The organism is Streptomyces sp. NPDC047002 (genome assembly GCF_040704505.1).
Classification (GTDB): Bacteria; Actinomycetota; Actinomycetes; order Streptomycetales; family Streptomycetaceae; genus Streptomyces.
Map to the genome: position 1 here is coordinate 21832 of NZ_JBEYWC010000026.1, position 22903 is coordinate 44734.

22 protein-coding genes are annotated in these 22903 nt (G+C 74.0%); 13 read left to right on the plus strand and 9 right to left on the minus strand.

Annotation, left to right across the window (positions count from 1 at the left end; genetic code table 11):
• Window positions 1-93 precede the first annotated feature (93 nt).
• Window positions 94-1347: a GAF domain-containing protein gene (locus tag AB0910_RS22515; protein ID WP_366746409.1), complete on the minus strand. Its 1254-nt coding sequence runs from the start codon at window positions 1345-1347 to the stop codon at window positions 94-96.
• 100 nt (window positions 1348-1447) lie between these two features.
• Window positions 1448-2464 (minus strand): acetamidase/formamidase family protein, encoded by a 1017-nt coding sequence (locus AB0910_RS22520; protein ID WP_366746410.1) that lies wholly within the window; start codon window positions 2462-2464, stop codon window positions 1448-1450.
• A gap of 328 nt (window positions 2465-2792) precedes the next feature.
• Between AB0910_RS22520 and AB0910_RS22525 the strand changes: the two genes are divergently transcribed.
• Both AB0910_RS22525 and AB0910_RS22530 read left to right on the plus strand, forming a co-directional pair.
• Window positions 2793-3884, plus strand: a complete 1092-nt coding sequence (locus AB0910_RS22525; protein ID WP_366746411.1) for an acyl-CoA desaturase — start codon at window positions 2793-2795, stop codon at window positions 3882-3884.
• A 62-nt stretch (window positions 3885-3946) separates the two neighbouring features.
• Window positions 3947-4129, plus strand: a complete 183-nt coding sequence (locus tag AB0910_RS22530; RefSeq protein WP_366746412.1) for a hypothetical protein — start codon at window positions 3947-3949, stop codon at window positions 4127-4129.
• Between the two features lie 148 nt (window positions 4130-4277).
• Here AB0910_RS22530 and AB0910_RS22535 read toward each other — a convergent pair whose 3' ends face one another.
• The 3 genes from AB0910_RS22535 to AB0910_RS22545 all read right to left on the minus strand — a co-directional run bounded on the left by AB0910_RS22535 (window position 4278) and on the right by AB0910_RS22545 (window position 6645).
• A complete protein-coding gene (locus AB0910_RS22535; protein WP_366746413.1) occupies window positions 4278-5186 on the minus strand; it encodes a hypothetical protein in 909 nt (302 codons plus the stop codon).
• A gap of 124 nt (window positions 5187-5310) precedes the next feature.
• Entirely contained in the window at window positions 5311-5967 is a 657-nt protein-coding gene (locus AB0910_RS22540) for a class I SAM-dependent methyltransferase (protein WP_366746414.1), read from the minus strand.
• Between the two features lie 48 nt (window positions 5968-6015).
• Window positions 6016-6645 carry a CGNR zinc finger domain-containing protein gene (locus AB0910_RS22545; protein ID WP_366746415.1) on the minus strand — a complete coding sequence of 210 codons (630 nt, stop codon included), beginning with the start codon at window positions 6643-6645 and terminating at the stop codon, window positions 6016-6018.
• Window positions 6646-6761: 116 nt separating this feature from the next.
• Between AB0910_RS22545 and AB0910_RS22550 the strand changes: the two genes are divergently transcribed.
• On the plus strand, window positions 6762-7457 hold the full coding sequence (locus AB0910_RS22550; RefSeq protein WP_366746416.1) for an SDR family oxidoreductase: 696 nt from the start codon (window positions 6762-6764) through the stop codon (window positions 7455-7457).
• Window positions 7458-7570: 113 nt separating this feature from the next.
• Here AB0910_RS22550 and AB0910_RS22555 read toward each other — a convergent pair whose 3' ends face one another.
• Entirely contained in the window at window positions 7571-7999 is a 429-nt protein-coding gene (locus AB0910_RS22555; protein ID WP_366746417.1) for a PPOX class F420-dependent oxidoreductase, read from the minus strand.
• A 144-nt stretch (window positions 8000-8143) separates the two neighbouring features.
• On the opposite strand from AB0910_RS22555, the gene AB0910_RS22560 reads away from it, so the two are divergent.
• Together AB0910_RS22560 and AB0910_RS22565 are read left to right on the plus strand one after the other, a co-directional pair.
• Complete coding sequence (locus AB0910_RS22560; RefSeq protein WP_366746418.1) at window positions 8144-8554, plus strand: roadblock/LC7 domain-containing protein; 411 nt, start codon at window positions 8144-8146, stop codon at window positions 8552-8554.
• A gap of 176 nt (window positions 8555-8730) precedes the next feature.
• Window positions 8731-9897, plus strand: coding sequence for a DUF6397 family protein (locus AB0910_RS22565; RefSeq protein WP_366746419.1), 1167 nt, complete (start codon window positions 8731-8733; stop codon window positions 9895-9897).
• A gap of 33 nt (window positions 9898-9930) precedes the next feature.
• Here AB0910_RS22565 and AB0910_RS22570 read toward each other — a convergent pair whose 3' ends face one another.
• Window positions 9931-10902, minus strand: coding sequence for an NADP-dependent oxidoreductase (locus AB0910_RS22570; protein ID WP_366746420.1), 972 nt, complete (start codon window positions 10900-10902; stop codon window positions 9931-9933).
• 189 nt (window positions 10903-11091) lie between these two features.
• On the opposite strand from AB0910_RS22570, the gene AB0910_RS22575 reads away from it, so the two are divergent.
• On the plus strand, window positions 11092-11484 hold the full coding sequence (locus AB0910_RS22575; RefSeq protein ID WP_366746421.1) for a helix-turn-helix domain-containing protein: 393 nt from the start codon (window positions 11092-11094) through the stop codon (window positions 11482-11484).
• 199 nt (window positions 11485-11683) lie between these two features.
• Window positions 11684-12478: an SDR family oxidoreductase gene (locus AB0910_RS22580; RefSeq protein WP_366746422.1), complete on the plus strand. Its 795-nt coding sequence runs from the start codon at window positions 11684-11686 to the stop codon at window positions 12476-12478.
• Window positions 12479-12507: 29 nt separating this feature from the next.
• Here AB0910_RS22580 and AB0910_RS22585 read toward each other — a convergent pair whose 3' ends face one another.
• Together AB0910_RS22585 and rhaI are read right to left on the minus strand one after the other, a co-directional pair.
• Window positions 12508-13527: a LacI family DNA-binding transcriptional regulator gene (locus AB0910_RS22585; protein WP_366746423.1), complete on the minus strand. Its 1020-nt coding sequence runs from the start codon at window positions 13525-13527 to the stop codon at window positions 12508-12510.
• A gap of 354 nt (window positions 13528-13881) precedes the next feature.
• Entirely contained in the window at window positions 13882-15051 is a 1170-nt protein-coding gene (gene rhaI, locus AB0910_RS22590) for an L-rhamnose isomerase (RefSeq protein ID WP_366746424.1), read from the minus strand.
• A 306-nt stretch (window positions 15052-15357) separates the two neighbouring features.
• On the opposite strand from rhaI, the gene AB0910_RS22595 reads away from it, so the two are divergent.
• From AB0910_RS22595 to AB0910_RS22620, 6 genes are all read left to right on the plus strand, one after another.
• Window positions 15358-16878, plus strand: a complete 1521-nt coding sequence (locus AB0910_RS22595) for a sugar ABC transporter ATP-binding protein (protein ID WP_366746425.1) — start codon at window positions 15358-15360, stop codon at window positions 16876-16878.
• Window positions 16875-17918 carry an ABC transporter permease gene (locus AB0910_RS22600; RefSeq protein WP_366746426.1) on the plus strand — a complete coding sequence of 348 codons (1044 nt, stop codon included), beginning with the start codon at window positions 16875-16877 and terminating at the stop codon, window positions 17916-17918. Before AB0910_RS22595 ends, AB0910_RS22600 begins: the two co-directional genes overlap by 4 nt.
• Window positions 17908-18972 (plus strand): ABC transporter permease, encoded by a 1065-nt coding sequence (locus tag AB0910_RS22605; protein WP_366746427.1) that lies wholly within the window; start codon window positions 17908-17910, stop codon window positions 18970-18972. The genes AB0910_RS22600 and AB0910_RS22605 overlap by 11 nt, the downstream gene beginning before the upstream one ends.
• 96 nt (window positions 18973-19068) lie before the next feature.
• Entirely contained in the window at window positions 19069-20154 is a 1086-nt protein-coding gene (gene rhaS, locus AB0910_RS22610) for a rhamnose ABC transporter substrate-binding protein (RefSeq protein ID WP_366746428.1), read from the plus strand.
• 289 nt (window positions 20155-20443) lie between these two features.
• A complete protein-coding gene (locus tag AB0910_RS22615; protein WP_366746429.1) occupies window positions 20444-21868 on the plus strand; it encodes an L-fucose/L-arabinose isomerase family protein in 1425 nt (474 codons plus the stop codon).
• Window positions 21868-22902 (plus strand): LacI family DNA-binding transcriptional regulator, encoded by a 1035-nt coding sequence (locus tag AB0910_RS22620; protein ID WP_366746430.1) that lies wholly within the window; start codon window positions 21868-21870, stop codon window positions 22900-22902. The genes AB0910_RS22615 and AB0910_RS22620 overlap by 1 nt, the downstream gene beginning before the upstream one ends.
• Window position 22903 lies beyond the last annotated feature (1 nt).

A 22903-nucleotide genomic window follows, 5' to 3' on the forward strand; every position in this document is an offset into this window, starting at 1 on the left:
CGCCGGCCCGCCATGACACGACCGTAAGGAGGGCCCGCCGCATCCGCAGCCCGGGGCCGTCCGCATCGCCCGCCGGACGGCCGGGCCCGCGGGTCAGCCCCGCTGGGCGCGGTCCAGCTCCCGCAGGCGGGCGAGCGCAGGGGCGCGCCGCTCGCCCGGCAGCGCGGCGGCGAGCGCACGCCACGCCGCGAGGTCGTCCTCGCCCCACGGGCTGTGCACCCAGTCGGCGAGCAGCAGCGGATCGGCCCGTGCGACGAGCGCCGCGCGCAGCTGGCCGGCCAGCCGCCGCCGCAGGCGCGCCACGGCCGGCGCCTGCGAGGCGGGCAGCAGCGGGCCCGCGTACGCGTTCGCCGCCGCCGTCACCGCTCCGGACGCCAGCAGCCGCTCGACGGCGGCGAAGTCCGTGTCGACCCGGACGGCCGGGCGGTACGGCCGCGAGCGCAGCAGCTCGGGCCCGAGGACCGCGCGCAGCCTGGAGAGCTCGGCGCGCAGCGTGACGGGCGTGACCGACTCGTCCTCGTACAGCTCCACCAGCAGCTCGTCGCCCGACACGCCCTCAGGCCGCGCGGCCAGTACGGTGAGGATCTCGCTGTGGCGGCGGCTGAGCACCGTCCTGCGGCCGCTCACGGCCAGCAGTGCCTCGTTCCTGCCGAGCGCCGTGAGCCGGGCCGCCCCGGCGGGCGCGGCGGGCGCGAGGAGCGCCAGGTGCGCCTGCGCCGCCCTGGCGACCGCGCCGACGAAGGCCAGGCTGTGCGGGTGCGCGAGACGGTCGCCGCCGGTGATGTCGACCGCGCCCAGCAGACGGCCCGTCTCCGGGTCGTGCACCGGCGCGGCCGCACAGGTCCAGCGGTGCACCCGGCGCCTGAAGTGCTCGGCGGCGAAGACCTGGACCGGCCGGTCCTCGGCGATCGCGGTACCCGGCGCGTTGGTGCCCGCGACCGCCTCCGCCCAGTCGGCGCCCGGCACGAAGTTCATCGCGTCGGCCCGCCTCCTGACCCCGGCGTGGCCCTCCACCCACAGCAGCCTGCCGCGCGCGTCGCAGACCGCCACCAGATGCTCACCGTCGGTGGCGTATGCGCCGGTCAGCTCCCGGATCAACGGCATCGCCCGGGCCAGCGGGTGCGCGTCGCGGCAGGCGGCGAGCGCCTCGTCGGACAGCTCGACGGGCGGGGTGCCCTCGGGGCTGACCCGGGCGCGCGCCGAGCGCAGCCAGGACGCCGCGACCACTGGCCGCACCGGCCGCTCCACCCGTCCCGCCGCGGCGAACGACTCGTACGCCGTGCCCAGTTTCCTGCGCCGCTCCGCCGGGTCGGCCCCGGCGCCGAGCGCCACCCATGACTCGGTCAACACGGCCTCCCGGGGCCCCGATCCACCGGACACCGGCCATCGTCGCGCCGCCGGGGGAGCGCGGCAAGCGCCGTGCACCGCCGGGGTCCTGCCGGGCGCCTCAGCGCCCGGGCAGGAGCGCCGCCGTCTCCCGCAGGTGGCGGTGGAGCCCGCGGTGCGGGTCGCCGGAGGGCAGCCACTTCTTGCGGATCTTCGCCACGCACGTGTAGTTGGTGTCGCAGACGTTGGCGACGGGCGCCTCCCCGGCCTGCGAGACCAGCTGGTACGCGTCCAGCTCGGACAGCCCGTAGTCCCTGGCCAGCCACCGCACCAGGTCGAGCTGCGAGACCCGGAACGCGTCCTCAAGCGGCTTCGCGGAACCCGTCGACATGATGTGCGTGTCCGACTCGATGCGCGGCCACGGCGTCGCGACGCCCTTGAGCAGCTCCACCACGACGACCGTGTTCATCGCGCACTCCACCGCGACCCCGCACGTCTCACCCTCGCCCTGGCGCGCGTGCCCGTCGCCGAGGCTGAGCAGCGCCCCCTCGACGTTCACCCCGAGATAGCAGGTCACTCCGGCCCGCATCTCCGGCGTGTCCATGTTGCCGCCGTGGGCGTCGGGTACCAGCGCCGAGCGCACCTCCAGGTTGGCGGGCGCGACGCCGACGGTGCCGTGCATCGGGTCCATCGGCAGGTCGACCGCGAAGGCGCTGTCCCGCGCGTCGAACCGGCAGGTCCCGCGCTCCCGGTCCAGCTGCCACATCCACACGACCTCGGGCAGCGGAGCCTGGAGCGTCGCCGTCGTCGGCGTCGACGTCAGCGCCCCGAACAGGGGGACCGTCGTCGACACGGCCCAGTCGCGCGCCGGCTCGATCGACACGAAGTGCACCGCCACGGTGTCGCCCGGCTCCGCCCCCTCGATGTGGAAAGGGCCCGTCTGCGGGTTGAGGAACGGGAACGCGCACACCTCGGAGACCAGGTGGTCGACCGAGCGTACCCGGCCCGCGAAGCAGTCCTCGGTGAACAGGTCGAGGACGGTGCCGGGCGTGATCCGCGCCACCGGCGCGCTGCCGCCGAACGTCCAGGCGTAGTCCCCCTGCTCGGGCCGTACGGTCAGGATCCGCGGGTCGCTCATGGGTGTGCTGCTCCCGTCTCGGGGTGGCGCGCCGCGTGCGCGGCGCCGGCCCACCGTACGAGCACCGCCCCGCCGTGCGGAAGGCGTCCGGCGGGGGGCGCGCGCCCCCGACCCGCCGGTCGGACGGTCACAGGGTGTGGCCAGGCCCCGGGACGGGGTGCGGCCAGCCCCACCCTCGGCACGGGGGCGGGCCGTCGCGCGGCCGGGTGGTGCCGCCATGGCCCCCCGGCGCCCCCGGATCCTAGGTTTTCTCAGGTCAGCGCGGTCATCGCGCCCGCCATCCGTCCGGTGCGGAGGAGTCCGCCCGCCCACAGACCGGAGTCCTCTCATGTCCCAAGCAGTCGCCCCCGCCGCCGCGTCCCCGCCCGTGTCCGCCGCGGCACCCCGTACGACTACGGGCAGTGAGTTCGCGCCGCTGCTGCGGCAGGTCAGGGAGCAGGGGCTGCTGGAGCGCAGAACCGGCTGGTACGCGCGCACCGTCACCGTGGGCCTGATGGCGCTCGGCGCGATCGTCTACGGGCTCGCCGCACTCGGCCCCTCGTGGTGGGCGCTGCTGCTCGCGCCGCCGTTCGCCGTCGTCACCGCGCGCATGGCGTTCATCGGGCACGACGCGGGGCACGCCCAGATCACCGCGGACAGGTCCAGGGGCCGGCTGATCCAGCTGGTGCACGCGAACCTGCTGCTCGGCATGAGCCAGGAGTGGTGGAACGACAAGCACAACAAGCACCACGCCAACCCCAACCACGTCGACAAGGACCCGGACGTCGCCCCCGACGTGATCGTCTTCACCCGGGACCACGCGGCGGGCCGCTCCGGCTTCGCCGGGTGGCTCACCCGGCACCAGGCGTGGCTGTTCTTCCCCCTCACGACGCTGGAGGGCATCGCCCTGAAGATCCACGGCTTCCGCGCCGTCTTCTCCCGCGGCGGCGGCCCCGTGCCGCCCGCGCGCAGGACACGGGAGGCCGCGCTGCTGCTCGTCCATGTCGCCGCGTACGTCTCCCTGCTGGTCACGACGCTGTCGCTGCCGCAGGCGCTGGTCTTCCTGCTGATCCACCAGATGCTGCTCGGGCTGCACCTCGGGATGTCCTTCGCGCCCAACCACAAGGGCATGCAGATGCCGGAACCCGAGGTCTACGAGACGCTGGGGCATCTGCGCAAGCAGGTCCTGACCTCGCGGAACATCCGCGGCGGCGTCCTGACCGACTGGTTTCTCGGCGGGCTGAACTACCAGATCGAGCACCACCTCTTCCCGAGCATGCCGCGCCCGCACCTGCGCCTCGCCCAGCCGCTGGTGCGCGCGTACTGCGGCTCGCTCGGGATCCCGTACACGGAGACGGGCCTCGTCGACTCCTACCGGCAGGCGCTCGGGCACCTGCACGAGGTCGGCGAACCGCTGAGGGCGGACGCACAGTGGAACTGATGCGCGCGTCCATGCGTTGTATCAGGCAGTGAGCGGCGACAGCCGCAGAGGAGGCGTCGTAGATGTCGAGAAGGGCAAAGATCGCTGTCGGGGGAGTGGCCGTCGGCCTCGTTCTGTGGATCATGACCAGCTTCTGGATCGCGCTGATCGTCATGGTGGGGGTGCCCGCCGTGGCATACCTGGCGCTGGACTCGTCGCAGCGCAAGCGGCTGCGGAGGATCGGCAGGCGCGAGCTCGGCCGCTGACTCCCGCCGCTCCCGATGACCGTCCGGGCCTTCGGCCCGGCACACGGCACCGTCCGCCTGTCCACGGCGGGCGGCGCCGTCTGCGTGCGGGCCCGTCGCACGTGCGGATCTGTCACCCCGTGCGGATCTGTCACCGCACGCGGATCTCTCACACGGGGCGCACGGCGGCGGAGTCGAGCGCGCTGAGCAGGCCGGGCAGCGCGGCGCCGCGCCCCACGGGCAGCACGGTGCCAGGCTCGTCGTCGAGCAGGACGAAGGCCATGTCGTCGGTGCGTGCGACGAACGACCAGCCGGGTCCGTCGGCGCGCAGCGTGCGCGCCCCCTCGGGGGCGAAGCTGGAGCGCACCCTGCCGACGGGCGGCGGCTGCTCGACATAGCCGTGCAGGCTCTTGAGGACCCGCCGCACGGCGGGATGCGTCACCGCCGGGGCAGCCGCGGACGTGCCGCCGTCCCGTGCCGGTGCGCCCGACGGCTCTCCGGTGGAAGTCTCGACCTCTACTCCAGGGTGCGACCCGGGGCTCCGCGCGCCGGTCTCTTCCTCAGGCTGAGGTGCGGGCCCGGCCCCCGCGACCGGCTCGGCCGAGTCGAACGCCGCGCGCCAGACCGGCCACTGGGCCGCGATCTCGTCGGCGCCGAGCCGGCGCTGCGCGGGGCCCCAGCCGCCGGTGTCCGGGGGTGAGAGCGGCTCGGCGGGCCCCGCCGGGTCGTGCGGCTCCGGCAGGCCGGGGGCCGAGACCGTCAGGGCCAGCGGCCAGCCAGGCAGGGCCGCGATCACGGTCTCCTCCCGGGGCGAGAGGTCGTGCTCCATGCCGCAGTCCCATGCGGCGATCGCCACGGCGACCACCGAAGCGTCGTCCACGACGACGGTCCAGCGGGCCCCCGCGCCGTCCTGGCCCAGCACCAGCCCGTACCCGCGCTCGTCGCACGGCAGCCCGAGGGCCGCGCACGCCTGGGGGAAGTCGTCGCCGAGCACCGAGGGGAACTGGGCAGGTGTCAGCAGTGCCGCCGTCAGGACGTACAGCGCGTCCTCGTCGGCCGGCTTCTCCGTCGTGGCCACCCGCAACTCCCGTCCTGTCGGCTGCCGGAGACCCTAACCAGTCGGTAACCCGGACGTCGAGGGGGCTGCGGTGCAGGTGCCGTGACGGTTCCAGGGCCGTTCCCGCGCGTGTCCGGGTGCGTCCCTACGGCCGGCCCGGCGCGTCCGCGCCGTCCCGCTCCCGGCCGTTCGCAGCCACACCGGCCGCCTCGCGCGCCGCGAGCGCGAGGAACCGGTCGTCCCCGTCCGCGTACGAGGTGAGCCGCCACCCGGAGCGCGCGAGCAGCGGCCGGAGCCGGGGCTCGGCCCGCAGGTCGTCCGGCGTGAGCCTGCGTCCCTGCCGGGCCGCGAGGGCGGCCCTGCCCACCGGGTGGAAGAGGGCGAGCACCCCGCCGGGCCGCACCACCCGGGCGAGTTCCCGCAGGTTCCGCTCCGGTTCGGGCAGATGCGCGACCAGGCCTGCGGCGAAGACCGCGTCGAGCGCCCCCGCGCGCAGCGGGAGCGCCGCGACGTCCGCGTGGAGCAGCGCGCCGCTCGACCGCCTGCCGAGCCGCGCCGCCTGCGCCAGCATCTCGGGCGTGACGTCGGCGCCGAGCACGGTGCCGCCGGGGCCCACGGCCGCGCGCAGCGGCGGCAGGGCCCGGCCCGTGCCGCACCCCGCGTCGAGGACCCGGTCGCCGGGGCGCAGGCCGAGGGCGTCCACGGCGGCTGCGTACGCCGGGCCGTCGTCGGGGAACTTCGCCTCCCAGCCGGCCGCCCGCTCACCGAAGAACTCCCGTACCTGCGCGAGATCGCGTGTCATGCGCCCATGATGCTCCCGGCGCCGGCGAGGGGCCGCTGCGGCAGGGGTTCACTCCCCTTGCGGCTCCGGGGCCGGCCCGGCATCGCCCTCGGGGTGCTGCCCGCGCCTGCGGGCCCGCGAGGCCCGCAGGTTCGCCGCGTTGCCGCAGGTGCGCACGGAGTGCCAGACGCCGCTGTTGTTGCGGGACGCGTCGTAGAAGGCGGAGCCGCACACCTCGTTCCTGCAGAGCTTGAGCCGCGGCCACACCCCTTCGAACTGCGCGCGCATGACCTCGGCCCAGACCGCGGACTCGGCCCACGCCGCGCCGCTGCCCACGGGCACGACCGCCACCCCTCCGTCCGGCGCCGGGGCGAGCCGCACCGAGGTGGTGGGGATGCCGGGGGCGGGAGGGCGCGGCCCCGTGCCCGCGGGCAGCAGCGCGCCCACGGTCTTGCGCAGCGCCCGCAGCCTCGGCACCTCCCGCTCGGTCAGCAGGTCGGCGCCGTCCGGGACTGCGGTGGCGCTGGTCTCGGCCCAGGCGCGCACGGCCCCCGCGAGCCAGGCGGACGCGCTCTCCGCGGTCGCCAGCAGGTCGGGGGCGTACGGCCGGATCTCCTTCGTGTTGACGAGGTCCTGCACCAGGGCGAAGCTCCCCGGCGCCTGCCGCACGCTGTACCGCTCCGTCGCCATCCAAGACATAACCCAACTGTACTTGACTCTGTCGATCGCAGCGAGCATCCTGACGCCAGGGGGACATAATCAAATCGTTTTCACTTATGTCGCGGCATTGGCCGGGCAGAGATGGGGAGAGCGGCATGACCACGATCGACAAGTCGGTGGCCCTGGTCACCGGAGGGCAGCGGGGACTCGGCAGGGCGCTCGCCCGGGAGCTGCTCGAGCGCGGCGCGGCAAAGGTGTACGTGACGGCGCGCAAGCCGGCACCCGAGGAGGACCCGCGGATCGTCCCGCTGGCCCTGGAGGTCTCCGACCCCGACTCGGTGGCGGCGGTCGCGCAGGCGGCGGGCGACGTGGCGATCGTCGTGAACAACGCGGGCGCGCCGGGCAGCGGGCAGGTCGTCGCCGCGGATCTGGCCGACGTCAGGGCCCTCTTCGAGGTCAACGTGTTCGGCGCGCTGCGCGTGGCGCAGGCGTTCGCGCCGGTGCTTGCGCGCAACGGCGGCGGGGCCCTCGTGGACATCCACTCCGTGCTGTCGTGGCTCCCAGGCCACGGCGCCTACAGCGCGTCCAAGGCGGCGTTCTGGTCCCTGACGAACTCGCTGCGGCTCGAACTCGCCCCGGCGGGCACCCAGGTGGTGGGCGTGCACCTCGGCTACATCGACACGGACATGGTCAGGGATCTCGACGTGCCGAAAAGCGACCCGGCGGCGGTGGCTGCCGCGGTGGCGGACGCCCTGGAGGACGGGGAGAGCGAAGTCCTTGCCGACGACGTGAGCAGGAGGGTCAAGGCGGCGCTCTCGGGCCCGGTGGAGGCGCTGGCGTTCGGCCGCTGACGGTGTCTGCTGACGACTGACCGCTGACTGCCGATGGTGACTTGCCGTGTGAGCGGCCACCGGGGGCTCGGCGCGGGTGCGGGGGCGGGCGCGTCGGCGCCCGCCCCCGGCGCTCAGTCGGCCACCGCGGCGTACGCCGTGACCTTGTCGAGGCGCAGCCGCACGACGAGTTCGCCCGGCACCGCGTTGCGCTCACCGAACGCCTTCGCCTGTTCGGCGCCCATGTACCGCCCGGCGACCCTGGTCGCGACGGACAGCAGGTCGTCCGGGTCCTCGCTGATCGCCACCGGGCCCCGCACCAGCACGAAGGCGAAGGGCGGGCGCTCGTCGTCCACGCAGAGGGCCGCCCGTTCCTCGCGCAGCAGATTGCGGCCCTTCACGGTCTCTTTCCCCGTGTTGAACACCAGGTCGTCGCCGTCCACCAGGAACCAGATGGGCGCCAGGTCCGGGGCGCCGTCCGCCCCGACGGTCGCCAGCTTCCCGGTGCGCGTGCCCTCGGAGAGGAAGGCCCGCCACTCGTCCTCGTTCATTCGATCGCTCATGCCCGCCATCATCGGCCGCCGCGCCCTCCCTGTGGGTGCGACTCCCCGGTGGCGGGGCACTCCTTGCCCAGGGGTGGAGGGTGCGCCACGCTTACGAGCACGGTCGGCGGCACACTCCGAGCGGCGGGACACGAAGGGGCGGGAATGGCGGCGGACAAGGGACTCGACTGGCTGCTCGACGATCTGACGGAGCGGGTCGACCACATACGGCACGCGCTGGTGCTCTCCAACGACGGTCTGGTGACAGGGGCGAGCTCGGGCCTGCTGCGAGAGGACGCCGAGCATCTGGCCGCGGTCTCCTCCGGCCTGCAGAGCCTCGCGCGCGGCTCCGGGCGCCACTTCAGAGCCGGCGAGGCGCGGCAGACCATGGTCGAGTTCGACGAGGCGCTGCTGTTCGTCACCGCGGCGGGGGACGGCAGCTGCCTGTGCGTGCTCAGCACGGCGGAGGCGGACGTCGGGCAGATCGCGTACGAGATGACGCTGCTGGTGAACCAGGTCGGCGAACACCTCGGTGTCTCTGCCCGCGAGCGCGGTACCTCCCTTGATGGCAGGTGACGGCAGGTGACGGCCCGTCGGCTCCCTCGCCCGTGGCCCCTCCGCCGCCCCCTCGGCGGGTTGTCCACAGGGAGTTGTCCACAGGCGTCGCGGAGAGTCGCGGGATCCGGCTACGGTGACCACCGAGCGTAGTCGCGGTGGCCGCAGCGGGCCGCCTGTCACGGGGGAGTGCGGATATGACGGAGCGCGGACCGCGTACGCGGGATGGCGGCGCTGACGGTGCGGGACCGCTCGGCGCGGACCGCGCCGCTCGGGAACTGGGGCTGAGGCGCGGTGAGTTCGAGCTCGCCGTGGACCTCGGGCACGTAAGGGCGGTGGCCCGGGGGCCGCTCGGCGCCCGCAGGGTCGAGCGGAGCGAGATCGGCAGGCTCCGGGCGGCCGAGGGCTTCCCCGGCGCCCTGCGCGAGCGCGTGCGGACGGTGGACACGGCGCGGGGCGCGGAGCTGATGGGCATCAGCCCCGGCCGGTTCCTGCGGCTGGCGCGGGCGGGCGCGCTGGTGCCGGTGCGCTTCTGTCTGAACCGCTATCGGGCGGTCGTGTGGCTGTATCTCGTGGAGGAACTGCTCGCGTTCGCGGCGGCGGAGCCGCTCCTGCTCAGGGGGCGGCTGCCGCTCCCGCTGCGCCTGGGCGCGGAGAGCGAGGACCGCCGCCCGCCCGGCTGGCGTGCGCGCAGGACGGCCACCCTGCTGCGGCGGTCGACGGGGGTCTGGGAGCGCGCGGCCGCGGCCGCGGCCGTCCTCGCGGACGGGGAGTTGGAGCGGCTGCTTCCGGACGGGGCGGAGAGATCCAGGCTGCTGGCCCTGCGCCCGCGCATGGCCGGTGGGGGGCCGCAGACGGAGCGGGCGCGCGAGGTGCAGGAGGCCGTGACCACGGCCCGGGACCCGGAGGAGGTCCTCTGGTACGGGACACGCGCCCAGGCGCTGGTGAGACTGGCGAGGGTGCTGGAGCCCGAGGCGCCGGTCTCCGCGGCGGTCCCGCCCGCGACCGGGGGCGGCCGGGCCCCGCGCGGAGGCCCCGCCGTCGCGCACGCGACGGCGGGGCGTGACGGCGGGGTCGCCGACGTGACGACCGGCTCGCCCTCCGACGCCGGGGCACCGCCGCTGCCCGGTCAGGAACCCGCGCGCGCGGGTGCCGAGGGCAGTGCGCGGCCGGGCCCGGCCGCGGGGACGGCGCGCAGGCGCACCGCCGTCGGGAAAGGGCGGGGCGAGTCCGTCAGGGGCCGTCCGGGCCGCCGACCGGCACGCGCGGGGACGGACCACGGGCGCCCGCCCCGCGGTGGCACACACCCCGAGGGCGGCAGGTCCGGTCCGCGGCCGGTGGCGGCACCGGTGCGCGGAGCGTGACCTGAAGGCGGAGCATGACCTGAAGCGGCTGGTTCAGTCCCTGACGTGCAGGACGGTCTTGCCGCGGGTCCTGCCCTGCTCGCCCCGTCGGTGGGCCTCGGCTGCGCTGTCCAGCGGCAGGACGTCCGCGACCTCGACCCGGATCGCGCCCAGGTCGATCAGCTCGGCGATCCTGGCCAGCGCGGGGCCGTCAGGCTCGACGAGGAAGGCGCTCGCGCGCACCCCGCGCGCCGCAGCGCGCTCGGCGAGGTCGGGCGAAGCGCCGGACGGCACCGCCACGAGGATGCCGCCCCTGCGCAGGGTGACAAGCGACCGGGTGCTCGTCGCGTCGGTCTCGTCGCCGACGAGGTCGACCACGACGTCCACGTCGCTGACGACGTCCTCGAAACGCACCGAGGTGTAGTCGACCACCTCGTCGGCGCCGAGCGAGCGGAGCCAGTCGTGCTTGGCGGCGCTCGCCGTGCCGATGACGTGCGCGCCCAGATGTTTGGCGATCTGCACGGCGAAGTGCCCGACGCCGCCGGCGGCGGCGTGGACGAGGACGCGCCGGCCCTTCTCGACGTGTGCCGTGTCGACGAGGACCTGCCACGCGGTGAGCGCGGCCAGCGGCACGGCGGCCGCCCGGTCGTGGTCGATGCTCCGCGGCTTGAGGGCGAAGTGCCGGGAGGGCGCCGTCACGTACTCGGCGTACGCACCGGCCGGGCGGGGGAACCACGGCATGCCGTAGACCTCGTCGCCGACCTTCAGGGTGTGCACGCCGAAGCCGACCTCGCTGACGACGCCCGAGACGTCCCAGCCCAGGACGAACGGCGGTTCACCGAGCAGACCGGCGATGCCGCCGCCGGCCCGCGACTTCCAGTCGACGGGGTTCACCCCGGCCGCGTGCACCTCGACCTGGACCTCCGTGGGCAGAGGGTCGGGCCTCGCCACCCGGCCCTGGCGGAGGACCTCGGGGCCGCCGAGGGCGTCCTGGACGACGGCGCGCATGGTTTCTTCGCTGCTCATGACGGTTTCTCCCGGAAAGCACCAACGGATGGAACGGACAGGCGGACCGGAGGGGCGGGCCAAGGAGTCCGCCCGCTCGACCGCGACCTCGACGCTATCTCCGGGGTACTGGTATCCCGCAACGGTGGCTACTATCTGATGGGAAGTAGGTGCCGCTGCGGGCGCCTCCGCGCACGAGAGGACGAGACCATGGCAGTCGCCTGTACGACGGGAAGCCACGCGGACCACGACGTCTACGCGGCCCTTTGCCCGTGCCGGGACGTCCTGACGCTCCTCGCCAACAAGTGGGCCGCGCTCGCCATCGGCGCCCTCGAAGACGGGCCGCAGCGCTTCGGGGCCCTCCAGAAGAGGCTCCAGGGCGTGAGCCCGAAGGTGCTGACGAACACCCTTCGGCGGCTCGAGGACTTCGGCTTCGTGGACCGCACGGTCTACCCGGCGGTGCCGCTCCACGTGGAGTACGCGCTCACCGTGCTGGGCGAGAGCGTCGCGGTGCCGCTCGGCTCCGTGCGTACCTGGGTCGAGGACCACCTCGACGACGTCCGGGGCACGGCCGCGGAGTCCGCCGGGTGTGGAGCGGGGTGAGGCGGGGACACGGTGAGGGCGCGGACGGCGGGCGGGCCCGCGCTGCGGGCGGTTCGTGCACCCGCGGTGCGGGCACCCGCCCGGGCGACACACCGGCCGGGTCGCGGGGCCGCGGAGCGCGCCCTAGGGGCCCACAATGGGCCCCGACCGCACGACCGCGCGGACACGCCTGACGAACTCAGTCGGAAGGAACGGGACCTTGCGTATCGACCTCGCGGGAAAGACCGCCCTCGTGACCGGCTCCACCCGGGGCATCGGGGCCGCCATCGCCACCGGCCTCGCCAGGGCGGGCGCCCGGGTGGCCGTCAACGGCCGCACCGAGGAGTCCGTCGACAAGGCGCTCGACCAGCTGCGCGACGGCACACCGGGCGGGGACTTCGTCGGGGTGCCGGGCGACGTGGCGACCGAGGACGGCACCCGCGCCGTGCTGGACGCGCTGCCGCGCACCGACATCCTCTGCAACAACCTCGGTGTCTTCGGCGCGCAGCCCGCCCTGGAGATCAGCGACGACGAGTGGCGCCGCTACTTCGAGACCAACGTGCTCTCCGGCGTCCGGCTCACCCGCGCCTATCTGCCAGGGATGAAGGAGCGCGGGTTCGGGCGGGTGCAGTACATCGCGAGCGACTCCGCCGTGGCCATTCCCGCCGAGATGATCCACTACGGCGTCTCCAAGACCTCGCTGCTCGCCGTGGCGCGCGGGTTCGCCAAGGCGGCCGCGGGCACGGGCGTCACGGTGAACTCCGTACTGGCCGGGCCGACGCACACCGGCGGGGTCGAGGACTTCGTCTACCAGCTGGTCGACGCCGACCTGCCCTGGGAGGAGGCGCAGCGGGCCTTCATGCGCGAACACCGGCCGCAGTCCCTCCTCCAGCGGCTGATCGAGCCCGAGGAGATCGCCCACATGGTCGTCTACCTCAGCTCGCCGCTCGCCTCCGCGACCACGGGCGCCGCGGTCCGCGTCGACGGCGGCTACATCGACTCGATCGTCCCGTGACCCCGTGACCCCGTGGACGGCGGTGCGTCTCAGCGCAGGCGGCGGGTCGAGCTGCGGACGACGAGTTCGGGCTGGAGGACCACCGCGCGGTGTGCGTGGTCCTCGGCCCCCTGGCCCGTCTCCTCCATCAGCATCTCCGCGGCCGTACGGCCCATGCGCTCCGCGGGCTGGCGCACCGAGGTGAGCGGCACGACGGCCGCCGCTGCGAACTCGATGTCGTCGTAGCCGACGATCGAGACGTCGCCCGGCACGTCGACGCCCGCACCGTACATGGCCTGGAGGACGCCGAGCGCCAGCAGGTCGTTCGCGCAGAACACGGCGGTCGGCCGCTCGGGCAGCCCGAGCAGCCTGGCCCCCGCGTCGATCCCCGACGCCACGTCGAGGCGCCGGGCCTCGACCTGCCGCAGCGCGTCGTCGGGCAGCCCGGCCTCGCGCAGCGCACGCAGCGCGCCCGTGCGCCGGTCGCGGCACTGCGCGAGCTGCATCGGGCCGCTGACGTAGGTCACCGAGCGGTGCCCCGCCGCCAGCAGATGGCGTACCGCGAGGGTCCCTCCCGCCACGTCGTCCACCGAGACCGAGCACCCCTCGGCCCGCGGCACCGCCCGGTCCACGTGCACGTACGGGATACGGCGGCGCGCGAAGTCCCGTATGTTGCGGCCCGTCGGATCGGCGGGGGAGACCAGGACGCCCCGGACCCGCTGCTCGGCGAAGAGGGAGAGGTACTCCGCCTCCTCGGCCGCGCTGCCCGCGCTGTTGCAGAGCATCACCCCGAGCCCCGCCTCGCGGGCCGCGCGCTCGGCGCCCTTGGCCATGGCCACGAAGAACGGGTTCGCCATGTCGAGCACGAGTATGGCCAGGATCCTGCTCGTGCCGACCCGCAGCTGCCGCGCGGTCTCGCTGCGCACGAAGCCGAGCTCGTCGATCACCGCGCGCACCCGCACCCGGGTGCTCTCCGCGACCTTGTCGGGCCGGTTGAGCACGTTGGACACGGTGCCGACCGAGACGCCGGCGAGCCGGGCCACGTCCTTGATGCCCACCGTCTGCGCCACGCCGTCCGCCCTCGCTCGCCCCGTCCCGCCGCCACCCCGTGCCGTCCGCGGACCGGGGTCCGGACTCCGGACCCGGGCCCACCATCATATGCGCGACACGCCGGAGGGGACGGCGCGCACCGACCCACCGGAGGCCCGCCCGCCTGCCGCATCCGCCGCCCGAGAGATCCCGGCACCGCGTCCTCCGCATGCCGCGCGAACCCGTGCGCCGCGCCTTCCGCGTGCCGCGAGACCCCGGGCAGCGCGCCTGCCGCATACCGCGGAATCCCCGAGGAGCTGCCCCGCGGAAGGGCCGCGCCCTCCGCGTCGCGCAGCCCCCGCAGCAGGCGCACCCGCCCCGTGCCGCGGGAGGCGTCAGGCGCCCCAGCCCGCCTGCGTACCGCCCACCCGGTCGGCGACGATCTTCTGGCCGTAGCCGGACGCCCGGTAGGCGGCGAGCGGATCGGCGTCCGCGCCGAGCTCGTCGCGCACCTCGGCCACCAGCGGGCGCACGTCGGTGTTGTAGGCGTCCATCAGCACGGCGTTGGCGCCGAGCACGTCGCCCGCGCGCTGTGCCGCCGCCAGCGCCTCGCCGTCGACGAGCAGCGCCTTGGCGGTGGCCTCCTGCACGTTCATCACCGAGCGGATGATCGCGGGGATCTTCTCCTCGATGTTGTGGCACTGGTCGAGCATGAACGCGATGTCCGAGGCGAGGCCCCCGCCGTGCACCACCTCGTACATGATCCGGAACAGCTGGAACGGGTCGGCTGCCCCCACCATCAGGTCGTCGTCCGCGTAGAAGCGTGAGTTGAAGTCGAAGCCACCGAGCTTCCCCTCCCGCAGCAGCATCGCCACGATGAACTCGATGTTCGTGCCCGGCGCGTGATGGCCGGTGTCCACCACCACCTGCGCCTTCGGGCCGAGCCTGAGGCAGTGCGCGTACGCCGTGCCCCAGTCCGGCACGTCGGTGGTGTAGAACGCCGGCTCGAACAGCTTGTACTCGAGCAGCATCCGCTGCCCCTCGCCGAGCCGCTCGTAGACCGCGGACAGCGCCTCGGCGAGCCGGCCCTGACGGGCCGCGATGTCGTCCTGTCCCGGGTAGTTGGTGCCGTCGGAGAACCACAGCTTCAGGTCCCGCGAACCCGTCGCGTCCATGATGTCGACGCACTGCAGCAGGTGCCCGAGCGCCTTGCGGCGCACCGCGGGGTCCGGATGGGTCACGGAGCCGAGCTTGTAGTCGTCGTCCTGGAAGACGTTCGAATTGACGGCGCCGAGCCGCAGCCCGAGGTCGCCCGCGTGGGCGGCCAGCACGGAGTAGTCGTCGACCCGGTCCCACGGGATGTGCAGGGCCACCGTCGGGGCCACCCCGGTGTGCGCGTGCACCCGCGCCGCGTCCGCCAGCTTCTCCTGCGGCGAGCGGGGCACCCCGGGCTGGGCGAACACCTTGAAGCGCGTGCCGGAGTTGCCGAACGCCCACGAGGGCAACTCGATCGCCTGCGACTTCAGCGCGGCCTTGGCCGCGGACACAGCGGACTGACCTGTCATCTCTCGGAGCTCCCGTGGTGGGGACCCGCCGCGCGGGCCGGTGCGGCAACGCAGCCCCATCGGACACGTGAGGCTGAATCGTTTCATTCGGCGTTCAACGTAAAGGACGCCCCACGGGCAGTCAAGACTTCCGCTGCTCCCGGCGGTTCCCGCCCGGAGCAGCATGCTCCGCAGGCATCCCCTGAGCGCGCGCCGGAAAATGTCGGGCACACCCGTTGACGCCGTCGGGCGGCGGCGTCTAGCTTCCCTGGCATCTTCTTTGAAACCTTTCATGGCCAGGAGTCCGGCCACGCCGAGGAGCCTTCGATGAACCAGCACGACACGGGCGGAGCCCCCGTTCTCGCACTGAGGGACGTGAGCAAGTCCTTCGGCGCGGTGCGGGCCCTGGAGGGCGTGTCCCTCCAGCTGTTCCCCGGTGAGGTGCACGCGCTCGCCGGGGAGAACGGCGCGGGCAAGTCCACCCTGATCAAGACGCTCGCCGGCGTGCACCGGCCGGACACCGGGCAGGTGCTGCTCGACGGACGGCCCGTCACCTTCGGCGGCCCCGCGGCCGCCCGCGACGCCGGAATCGCCGTCATCTACCAGGAGCCGACGCTCTTTCCCGACCTCTCCGTCGCCGAGAACATCTTCATGGGCCGCCAGCCGCGCCGCGCACTCGGCAGGATCGACCGCGCCGCCGTGCGCGCCACCACCGAGGCGCTGCTGAAACGGCTCGGCGTGCCGCTCGACCCCGAACGCCCCGCGCGTGGCCTGTCCATCGCCGACCAGCAGATCGTGGAGATCGCCAAGGCGCTCTCCTTCGACGCACGCGTGCTCGTCATGGACGAGCCGACCGCCGCGCTCACCGGCAGCGAGACCGCCCGCCTCTTCGCCGTCGTACGGGCCCTCGAAGCCGAGGGCGCCGCCGTCCTGTTCATCTCCCACCGCATCGAGGAGATCTTCAGGCTCTGCTCGCGCGTCACCACCCTGCGCGACGGCCGGCTCATATCCTCCGAGCCGCTCGACGGGCTCACCGAGGACGACCTGGTGCGCCGCATGGTCGGCAGGGACCTCGGCGAGCTCTACCCCAAGCAGCGCGCGGAGCTCGGCGAGAAGGCCCTGACGGTCCGCAGGCTGACCAGGGAGGGCGTCTTCCACGACGTCTCCTTCGAGGTGCGGCGCGGCGAGATCGTCGCGCTCGCGGGACTCGTCGGCGCGGGCCGCAGCGAGGTCGCGCAGGCCGTCTTCGGCGTGGACCGCGCGGACGCGGGCGAGGTCGAGGTGGCGGGCCGCGTCCTGCCGAAGGGCTCGCCGACCGCCGCCATGGCAGCGGGGCTCGCCCTCGTCCCCGAGGACCGCAGGCAGCGCGGCCTGGTGATGGAGATGTCCATCGAACGCAACATCGGCCTCACCGGGCTCGGCGCGCTCGGCCGGGCAGGGCTCGTGCGCCGCGTCCTCGAACACGGCCGCGCCGCCGACTGGGCCGTACGGCTCCAGCTCAAGTACAACCGGCTCGGCGACCCCGTCGGCGTCCTGTCGGGCGGCAACCAGCAGAAGGTCGTCCTCGCCAAGTGGCTCGCCACCGAGCCCGCCGTCCTCATCGTCGACGAACCGACCCGCGGCATCGACGTCGGCACCAAGGCCGAGGTGCACCGCCTGCTGTCCTCGCTCGCCGCTGACGGCCTCGCCGTCCTGATGATCTCCTCCGACCTGCCGGAGGTGATCGGCATGGCCGACCGGATCCTCGTCATGCACGAGGGCCGCGTGGCGGCCGAGATACCCCGCGCCCGGGCCACCGAGGAGTCCGTGATGGCCGCGGCGACCGGGCGCGAGAGGGCGGCGGCATGACGACCCTGACCGACGAGCCCGCGGCGACTGCCGAGGCGCCACGCTCCGCGCGCTCCCTCGTCGACACCGTCTTCCGGGCCCGCGAGATCAGCATCGCCGGCGCCCTCGTCCTGCTGATCCTCGGCACCTGGATCGCCAACCCGCGTTTCCTCGACAGCCAGGGTGTCAAGGACCTGCTGCTCAACGCGTCCATCCTGGTGCTGCTCGCGATCGGCCAGTCGGTGGTCGTCATCACCCGCAACATCGACCTGTCCGTCGGGTCCGTCACCGGCCTTGCCGCCTTCGCCTGCGGCAAGTTCACCGCGGACAGCCACCACGGCGTGCTGGTCACCCTGCTGCTCGGCGTCCTCATCGGGCTCGCCTGCGGGCTCGTCAGCGGATGCCTCGTCAGCTTCGGCCGCGTCCCCGCGCTCGTGGTGACCCTCGGCATGCTCTACGTCATCCAGGGCCTCGACTACTGGTGGGCGCACGGCGACCAGATCAACGCCGCCCAGGTGCCGGGCCCGCTGCTGCGCCTCGGCAGCGGAAGCGTGCTCGGCGTCCCCTACCTGCCGCTGATCGCCGTCGTGCTGCTCGCGCTCACCACGTACTTCCTGCGCGGCTACCGCGCAGGGCGCGAGCTGTACGCGATCGGCTCCAACCCCCAGGCGGCGCGCCTCGCCGGCATCCCGATGCGCCGCAGGGTCCTGGGCGCCTACCTGTTCTCCGGCGCCGTCGCCGGCTTCGCCGGAGCGCTGTGGCTCGCCAGGTTCGGCACCGTCGTCGCCGACAACGCGCACGGCTACGAGCTGACCGTCGTCAGCGCCGTCGTCGTCGGCGGGGTCGCCATCACCGGTGGCACCGGCACCGCCTGGGGCGCGGCGCTCGGCGCCCTACTGGTGACCACCATCGGCAGCGCCCTCGTGGTGCTGAGGGTCAGCTCGTTCTGGCAGGGCGCCATCACCGGCGCCCTGCTCCTCGCCGCCATCAGCGTCGACCGCGTCGTCAACCTGCGGATGACCGCAGCACTGAGGAAGAGGAGCGCCCGCCATGGGGCCTGACACCCGCAGCCCCGCGACCGGCGCGGCACCGGCGACGGAGCCCCGGCCCGCCGCGGCGGCCCGGCTGCGCGCGCTCGGCCTGCGCTGGGACACGGCCGTCGTCGTGCTGCTGATCGCCGTCTTCCTCGTCGGCCTCGGCACCACGAGTGGCTTCACCGGCGGCGGCAACCTCGCCTTCGCCTTCAACGACATCTCCGAGGTCGCGCTGATCGCGCTGCCGATGACGCTGCTGGTGGTCGCGGGCGAGATCGACCTGTCCGTGGGCTCCATGCTCGGCTTCAGCAGCGCGCTGGCCGGGGCGCTGTGGAACGCGGGCTGGGCCTTCGAGGCCATCGTGCCGCTCGTCCTCGTCGTCGGCGTGCTCGGCGGCCTGCTCAACGGATGGCTCGTCACCCGGGTCGGACTGCCCTCGCTCGCCGTCACCATCGGCACCCTCGCCCTCTACCGCGGGCTCGCCTCCGTGGTGCTCGGCAGCGACGCCGTCACCGACTTCCCGCAGAAGTACGCCGACTGGACCGCCAACACCACGACCGTGCCCGGCACCTTCCTGACCTACCCGGTGGTGCTTTTCGTGGTGCTCGCCGCCGTCACGGCCTTCGTGCTGCACACCACGTCCTTCGGCCGTGCCCTGTTCGCGATCGGGGCCCAGGAGGAGGCCGCCTTCTTCGCCGGCATCCGCGTCAAGCGCTACAAGCTGCTGCTGTTCGTCCTCACCGGCCTGCTCTCCGCCTTCGCCGGCATCGTCTTCACCCTGCGCTACGGCAGCGCGCGCGCCGACAACGGCACCGGATACGAACTCCTCGTCATCAGCGCCATCCTGCTCGGCGGCATCGACTTCGACGGCGGCAAGGGCACCCTCGCCGGCGCCGTCGCCGGCATCCTCCTCGTCGGTGTGCTGCGCAACCTGCTCACCCTCAACGACGTGCCCAACGAGGTGCAGACCGTCGTCACCGGCCTGCTCCTCGTCGCCTCCGTCCTCACCCCGCGCGTCATCGGCGCCGTCATCGAGCGGCGGCAGCGACGCGCCGCCGCCCCGCGCGCCGCCGCCACCTGACGGGCCTGCCGCACCGCCCCGCCACCCGGGGCCGGCCGCCCGGCCGGTCCCGCGCGCCCCGCCCTCCCGAGCGACCCTTCCGAAAGGCCACGACCCATGACGATCCGTACCACTGCCCGCGGACGCTCCGCCGCAGCCGCCGCCGTCTGCGCCCTGGCCGTCTCGCTCGCCGCCTGCTCGGGCACGACCAAGAGCGACGCCCAGAGCGACTCGGCGGGGGCCGCGGCGAGTTCCGCCAAGGCCGACCCGGACGCCCCGCTCAAGAAGGACCTCAAGCTGGCGTTCCTGCCGAAGCAGATCAACAATCCGTACGAGAAGATCGTCGACGACGCGGGCATCGCGGCGGCCAAGGGCTTCCAGGGCACAGCGAAGGAGGTCGGGCCCTCCGACGCCAGCGCCTCCTCCCAGGTCTCCTACATCAACACGCTGATCCAGCAGCGGCAGAGCGCGATCCTGATCGCCGCCAACGACCCCAACGCGGTCTGCGGCCCCCTGAAGCAGGCCATGAAGCAGGGCATCAAGGTCGTCTCGTACGACTCCGACACCGCCAAGGACTGCCGGCAGGTCTTCATCAACCAGGCGAGCTCCGAGGACATCGGACGCAGCCTCGTCCAGCACATGGGCAAGCAGATCGGCTACAAGGGCAAGATCGCGATCCTCTCCGCGACCCAGAACGCCACCAACCAGAACACCTGGATCGACTACATGAAGCAGGAGCTGAAGGACCCCAAGTACAAGGACATGCGGCTGGTCAAGGTCGCCTACGGGGACGACGACGACCAGAAGTCCTTCCAGCAGACACAGGGCCTGCTCCAGGCCTACCCCGACCTCAAGGGCATCATCTCGCCCACCACCGTCGGCATCGCCGCCGCCGCACGCTACCTCGACGACTCCTCGTACAAGGGCAAGGTCGTCCTCGGCGGTCTCGGCACGCCCGACCAGATGCGCAAGTACGTCAAGGACGGCACGGTCGCCGAGTTCTCCCTCTGGAATCCGGAGAACCTCGGTTACCTCGGCTCGTACGCGGCCGCCGCGCTCGCCTCGGGCCAGATCACCGGAGCGCAGGGCGACACCTTCACCGCGGGCAAGCTCGGCAAGTACACCGTCGGCAAGGACGGCGAGGTCGTCCTCGGCGCGCCCACCGTCTTCACCAAGTCCAACATCGACCAGTTCCACTTCTGAGCGGACGGCGGCCGGGCGGCGCGGCCGCTGCGGCCCGCAGGCCCGGCGCGGGGACGGGTGACCGCGTGCGCCACGCCGGGACCCGGCCCAGGACGCTCCGGGGCCGGGGCGGGGCCGGCTGGCACAATGACGCGCCCTCCCCGCGGGGACAAACCGCCCGGCGGACAGGACCAGGCGGCGCTCCCGCCCGCCGGGGCCCGCCGCACCGGCCGCGGGACCGCGGCGTGTCGCATGCCGTCCCGTCGCGACACGCCGCCCCCACCTGCCCGCCCCCACCGATGGAGCCGCCATGAACGCCCGTACCCCAGCCGTCGCACGTACGCCCCGCGTCGGGCTCGTCGCCGGAGGCCTCGGCGCCTACTGGCCGCAGTTCCCCGACCTGTTGCCCCAGCTGCGGAGGTCCGCCGCGCGCGTCAGCGAGCGCATGGGCGCCTTCGACGCCGAGGTCGTGGACGCCGGGTTCGTCTCCGACGCGCAGGAGGGCGCGGCCGCGGCGGAGAAGCTGCGGGCCGCCGACTGCGACCTCATCGTCGGCTTCCTGACGACGTACATGACCGCGAGCATGCTGGTGCCGGTCGCGCAGCGCAGCGGCGCGCCCGTCCTGCTGATCAACCTCCAGCCCACCGCGTCGATGGACCATGCCGCCTTCGACACCGGGCAGTGGCTCGCCTACTGCGGGGCCTGCCCGCTGCCGGAGATGGCCAACGCCTTCGAGCGGGTCGGCGTCCCCTTCCGCTCCGTCTCCGGGCACCTGGAGGACGAGCGCGCCTGGGACCGCATCGGCCGCTGGATCAGGGCGGCGGGCGTGCGCTCCGTGCTGCGCCACGGCCGGCACGGCCTGATGGGCCATCTGTACCCCGGCATGTACGACGTGTCGACGGACCTCACCATGGTCACAGGGAACCTCGGCGGCCACCTGGAGGTCCTGGAGTTCGACGACCTCAGGGTCCGGGTGGAGAAGGTCTCCGACGCGGAGACCGACGCCAAGCTCGCCGAGGCGCGGGACGTCTTCGACCTCGCCGACTCGGTCGTCGACGACGACCTGCGCTGGGCCGCCCGGGTCGCCGTCGGCCTCGACGGGCTCGTCGCCGACTTCGACCTCGACTCCCTCGCGTACTACCACCGCGGCCTCGAAGGCGAGACGCACGAGCGGCTCGGCGCCGGCATGATCCTCGGCGCCTCCCTGCTCACCGCGCGCGGCGTGCCCGCCTGCGGCGAGTACGAGCTGCGCACGTCCCTCGCGATGCTGATCGCCGACCGGCTCGGCGCCGGCGGCTCCTTCACCGAGCTCCAGGCCCTGGACTTCACCGCCGGCGTCGTCGAGATGGGCCACGACGGCCCAGGCCACCTCGCCATCAGCGAGCGCAAGCCGCTGCTGCGGGGGCTCGGCGTCTACCACGGCAAGCGCGGCTGGGGCGTGTCCGTCGAGTTCGACGTGCGGCACGGACCCGTCACCCTCGTCGGGCTCGGCCAGCGCCGTGACGGCCGGTACCGGCTGATCGCGGCCGAGGGCGAGGTCGTCGGCGGGCCGCTGCTGCGGATCGGCAACACCACGTCGCGGGTCGACTTCGGCCGCGACCCGGGGGAGTGGACCGACGCGTGGAGCGCGAGCGGCGTCGGCCACCACTGGGCCCTCGCCACCGGCAGCCTCCTGCCCGACCTGCGCGCGCTCGCCGACCTCACGGGACTGGACCTGGTGGAGGTCGGCGCCTGATGGACCGGGCCCGGCCGGCGGGGATCAAGGACGTCGCGGACGCGGCCGGCGTGTCGGTCGGCACCGTGTCCAACGTCATCAACCGCCCCGACTCCGTCACGGACGGCATCCGCCGCCGGGTCCTCGCCGCCATCGACCGCCTCGGCTACGTCCGCAGCGAGTCGGCGCGCCAGCTGCGCGCGGGCAGCAGCCGCATGCTCGGACTGCTCGTCCTCGACATGGCCAACCCCTTCTTCGTCGCCGTCGCCGCGGGGGCCGAGCGCTCCGCGCGGGCCGCAGGGCTCGGCGTCATGGTGTCCGACAGCGCGGAGAGCGCCGAGGAGGAGGGCGCCTATCTGACGATCTTCTCGGAGCAGCGGGTGCGCGGCGTCCTCGTCACCCCCGCCGACCGCACCGGCACCGCCCTCGGCATCCTGCGCCACCACGGCATCCCGTACGTGTGCGTCGACCGCGTGGTGCCGAGCGGGGAGGGCTGCTCGGTCTCCGTCGACGACCTGGCAGGCGGCGCTCTCGCCGTGCGCCACCTGCTCCTCGGCGGCCACCGCTCCCTCGCCTACGTCAGCGGCCCCCTGCACCTGACGCAGTGCCAGGAGCGGTACGAGGGCGCCCTCGCCGCGCTCGCCGAGGGCGGCCTGCCGCCGTCGGCGCTGCGCCGCATAGGCACCGCGCGCCTCGACGTCGCCTCAGGCCGCGACGCGGGCGCACGCCTCCTCGGCGCCCTGCCGCTGCCCACCGCCGTGTTCTGCGCGAACGACCTCCTCGCACTCGGCGTGCTCCAGGCGCTGTACGAGGCGGGCGTGCGCGTCCCGCAGGACGTGGCGCTCGTCGGCTACGACGACATGGAGTTCGCCGCCGCTGCCGCCGTGCCGCTCACCTCGGTGCGCCAGCCCGCACGCCGGATGGGGGAGCTCGCCGCCGGCCTGCTGATCGAGGAGACGGGCGAGCGCGCGGGAGCCCACCGACACCGCAGGATCGTGCTGGAGCCCGAACTGGTCGTACGGGCCTCGACCCTGCGGCCGCGCCGCACCGCCTGAC

Bases quoted from the DNA above. Each gene is read 5' to 3' on its own strand.
- AB0910_RS22520 (WP_366746410.1), bottom strand. From the start codon at position 2,464: ATGAGCGACCCGCGGATCCTGACCGTACGGCCCGAGCAGGGGGACTAC.
- AB0910_RS22525 (WP_366746411.1), top strand. From the start codon at position 2,793: ATGTCCCAAGCAGTCGCCCCCGCCGCCGCGTCCCCGCCCGTGTCCGCC.
- AB0910_RS22530 (WP_366746412.1), top strand. From the start codon at position 3,947: ATGTCGAGAAGGGCAAAGATCGCTGTCGGGGGAGTGGCCGTCGGCCTC.
- AB0910_RS22540 (WP_366746414.1), bottom strand. From the start codon at position 5,967: ATGACACGCGATCTCGCGCAGGTACGGGAGTTCTTCGGTGAGCGGGCG.
- AB0910_RS22545 (WP_366746415.1), bottom strand. From the start codon at position 6,645: ATGTCTTGGATGGCGACGGAGCGGTACAGCGTGCGGCAGGCGCCGGGG.
- AB0910_RS22550 (WP_366746416.1), top strand. From the start codon at position 6,762: ATGACCACGATCGACAAGTCGGTGGCCCTGGTCACCGGAGGGCAGCGG.
- AB0910_RS22555 (WP_366746417.1), bottom strand. From the start codon at position 7,999: ATGAGCGATCGAATGAACGAGGACGAGTGGCGGGCCTTCCTCTCCGAG.
- AB0910_RS22560 (WP_366746418.1), top strand. From the start codon at position 8,144: ATGGCGGCGGACAAGGGACTCGACTGGCTGCTCGACGATCTGACGGAG.
- AB0910_RS22565 (WP_366746419.1), top strand. From the start codon at position 8,731: ATGACGGAGCGCGGACCGCGTACGCGGGATGGCGGCGCTGACGGTGCG.
- AB0910_RS22570 (WP_366746420.1), bottom strand. From the start codon at position 10,902: ATGAGCAGCGAAGAAACCATGCGCGCCGTCGTCCAGGACGCCCTCGGC.
- AB0910_RS22575 (WP_366746421.1), top strand. From the start codon at position 11,092: ATGGCAGTCGCCTGTACGACGGGAAGCCACGCGGACCACGACGTCTAC.
- rhaI (WP_366746424.1), bottom strand. From the start codon at position 15,051: ATGACAGGTCAGTCCGCTGTGTCCGCGGCCAAGGCCGCGCTGAAGTCG.
- AB0910_RS22595 (WP_366746425.1), top strand. From the start codon at position 15,358: ATGAACCAGCACGACACGGGCGGAGCCCCCGTTCTCGCACTGAGGGAC.
- AB0910_RS22600 (WP_366746426.1), top strand. From the start codon at position 16,875: ATGACGACCCTGACCGACGAGCCCGCGGCGACTGCCGAGGCGCCACGC.
- AB0910_RS22605 (WP_366746427.1), top strand. From the start codon at position 17,908: ATGGGGCCTGACACCCGCAGCCCCGCGACCGGCGCGGCACCGGCGACG.
- rhaS (WP_366746428.1), top strand. From the start codon at position 19,069: ATGACGATCCGTACCACTGCCCGCGGACGCTCCGCCGCAGCCGCCGCC.
- AB0910_RS22615 (WP_366746429.1), top strand. From the start codon at position 20,444: ATGAACGCCCGTACCCCAGCCGTCGCACGTACGCCCCGCGTCGGGCTC.
- AB0910_RS22620 (WP_366746430.1), top strand. From the start codon at position 21,868: ATGGACCGGGCCCGGCCGGCGGGGATCAAGGACGTCGCGGACGCGGCC.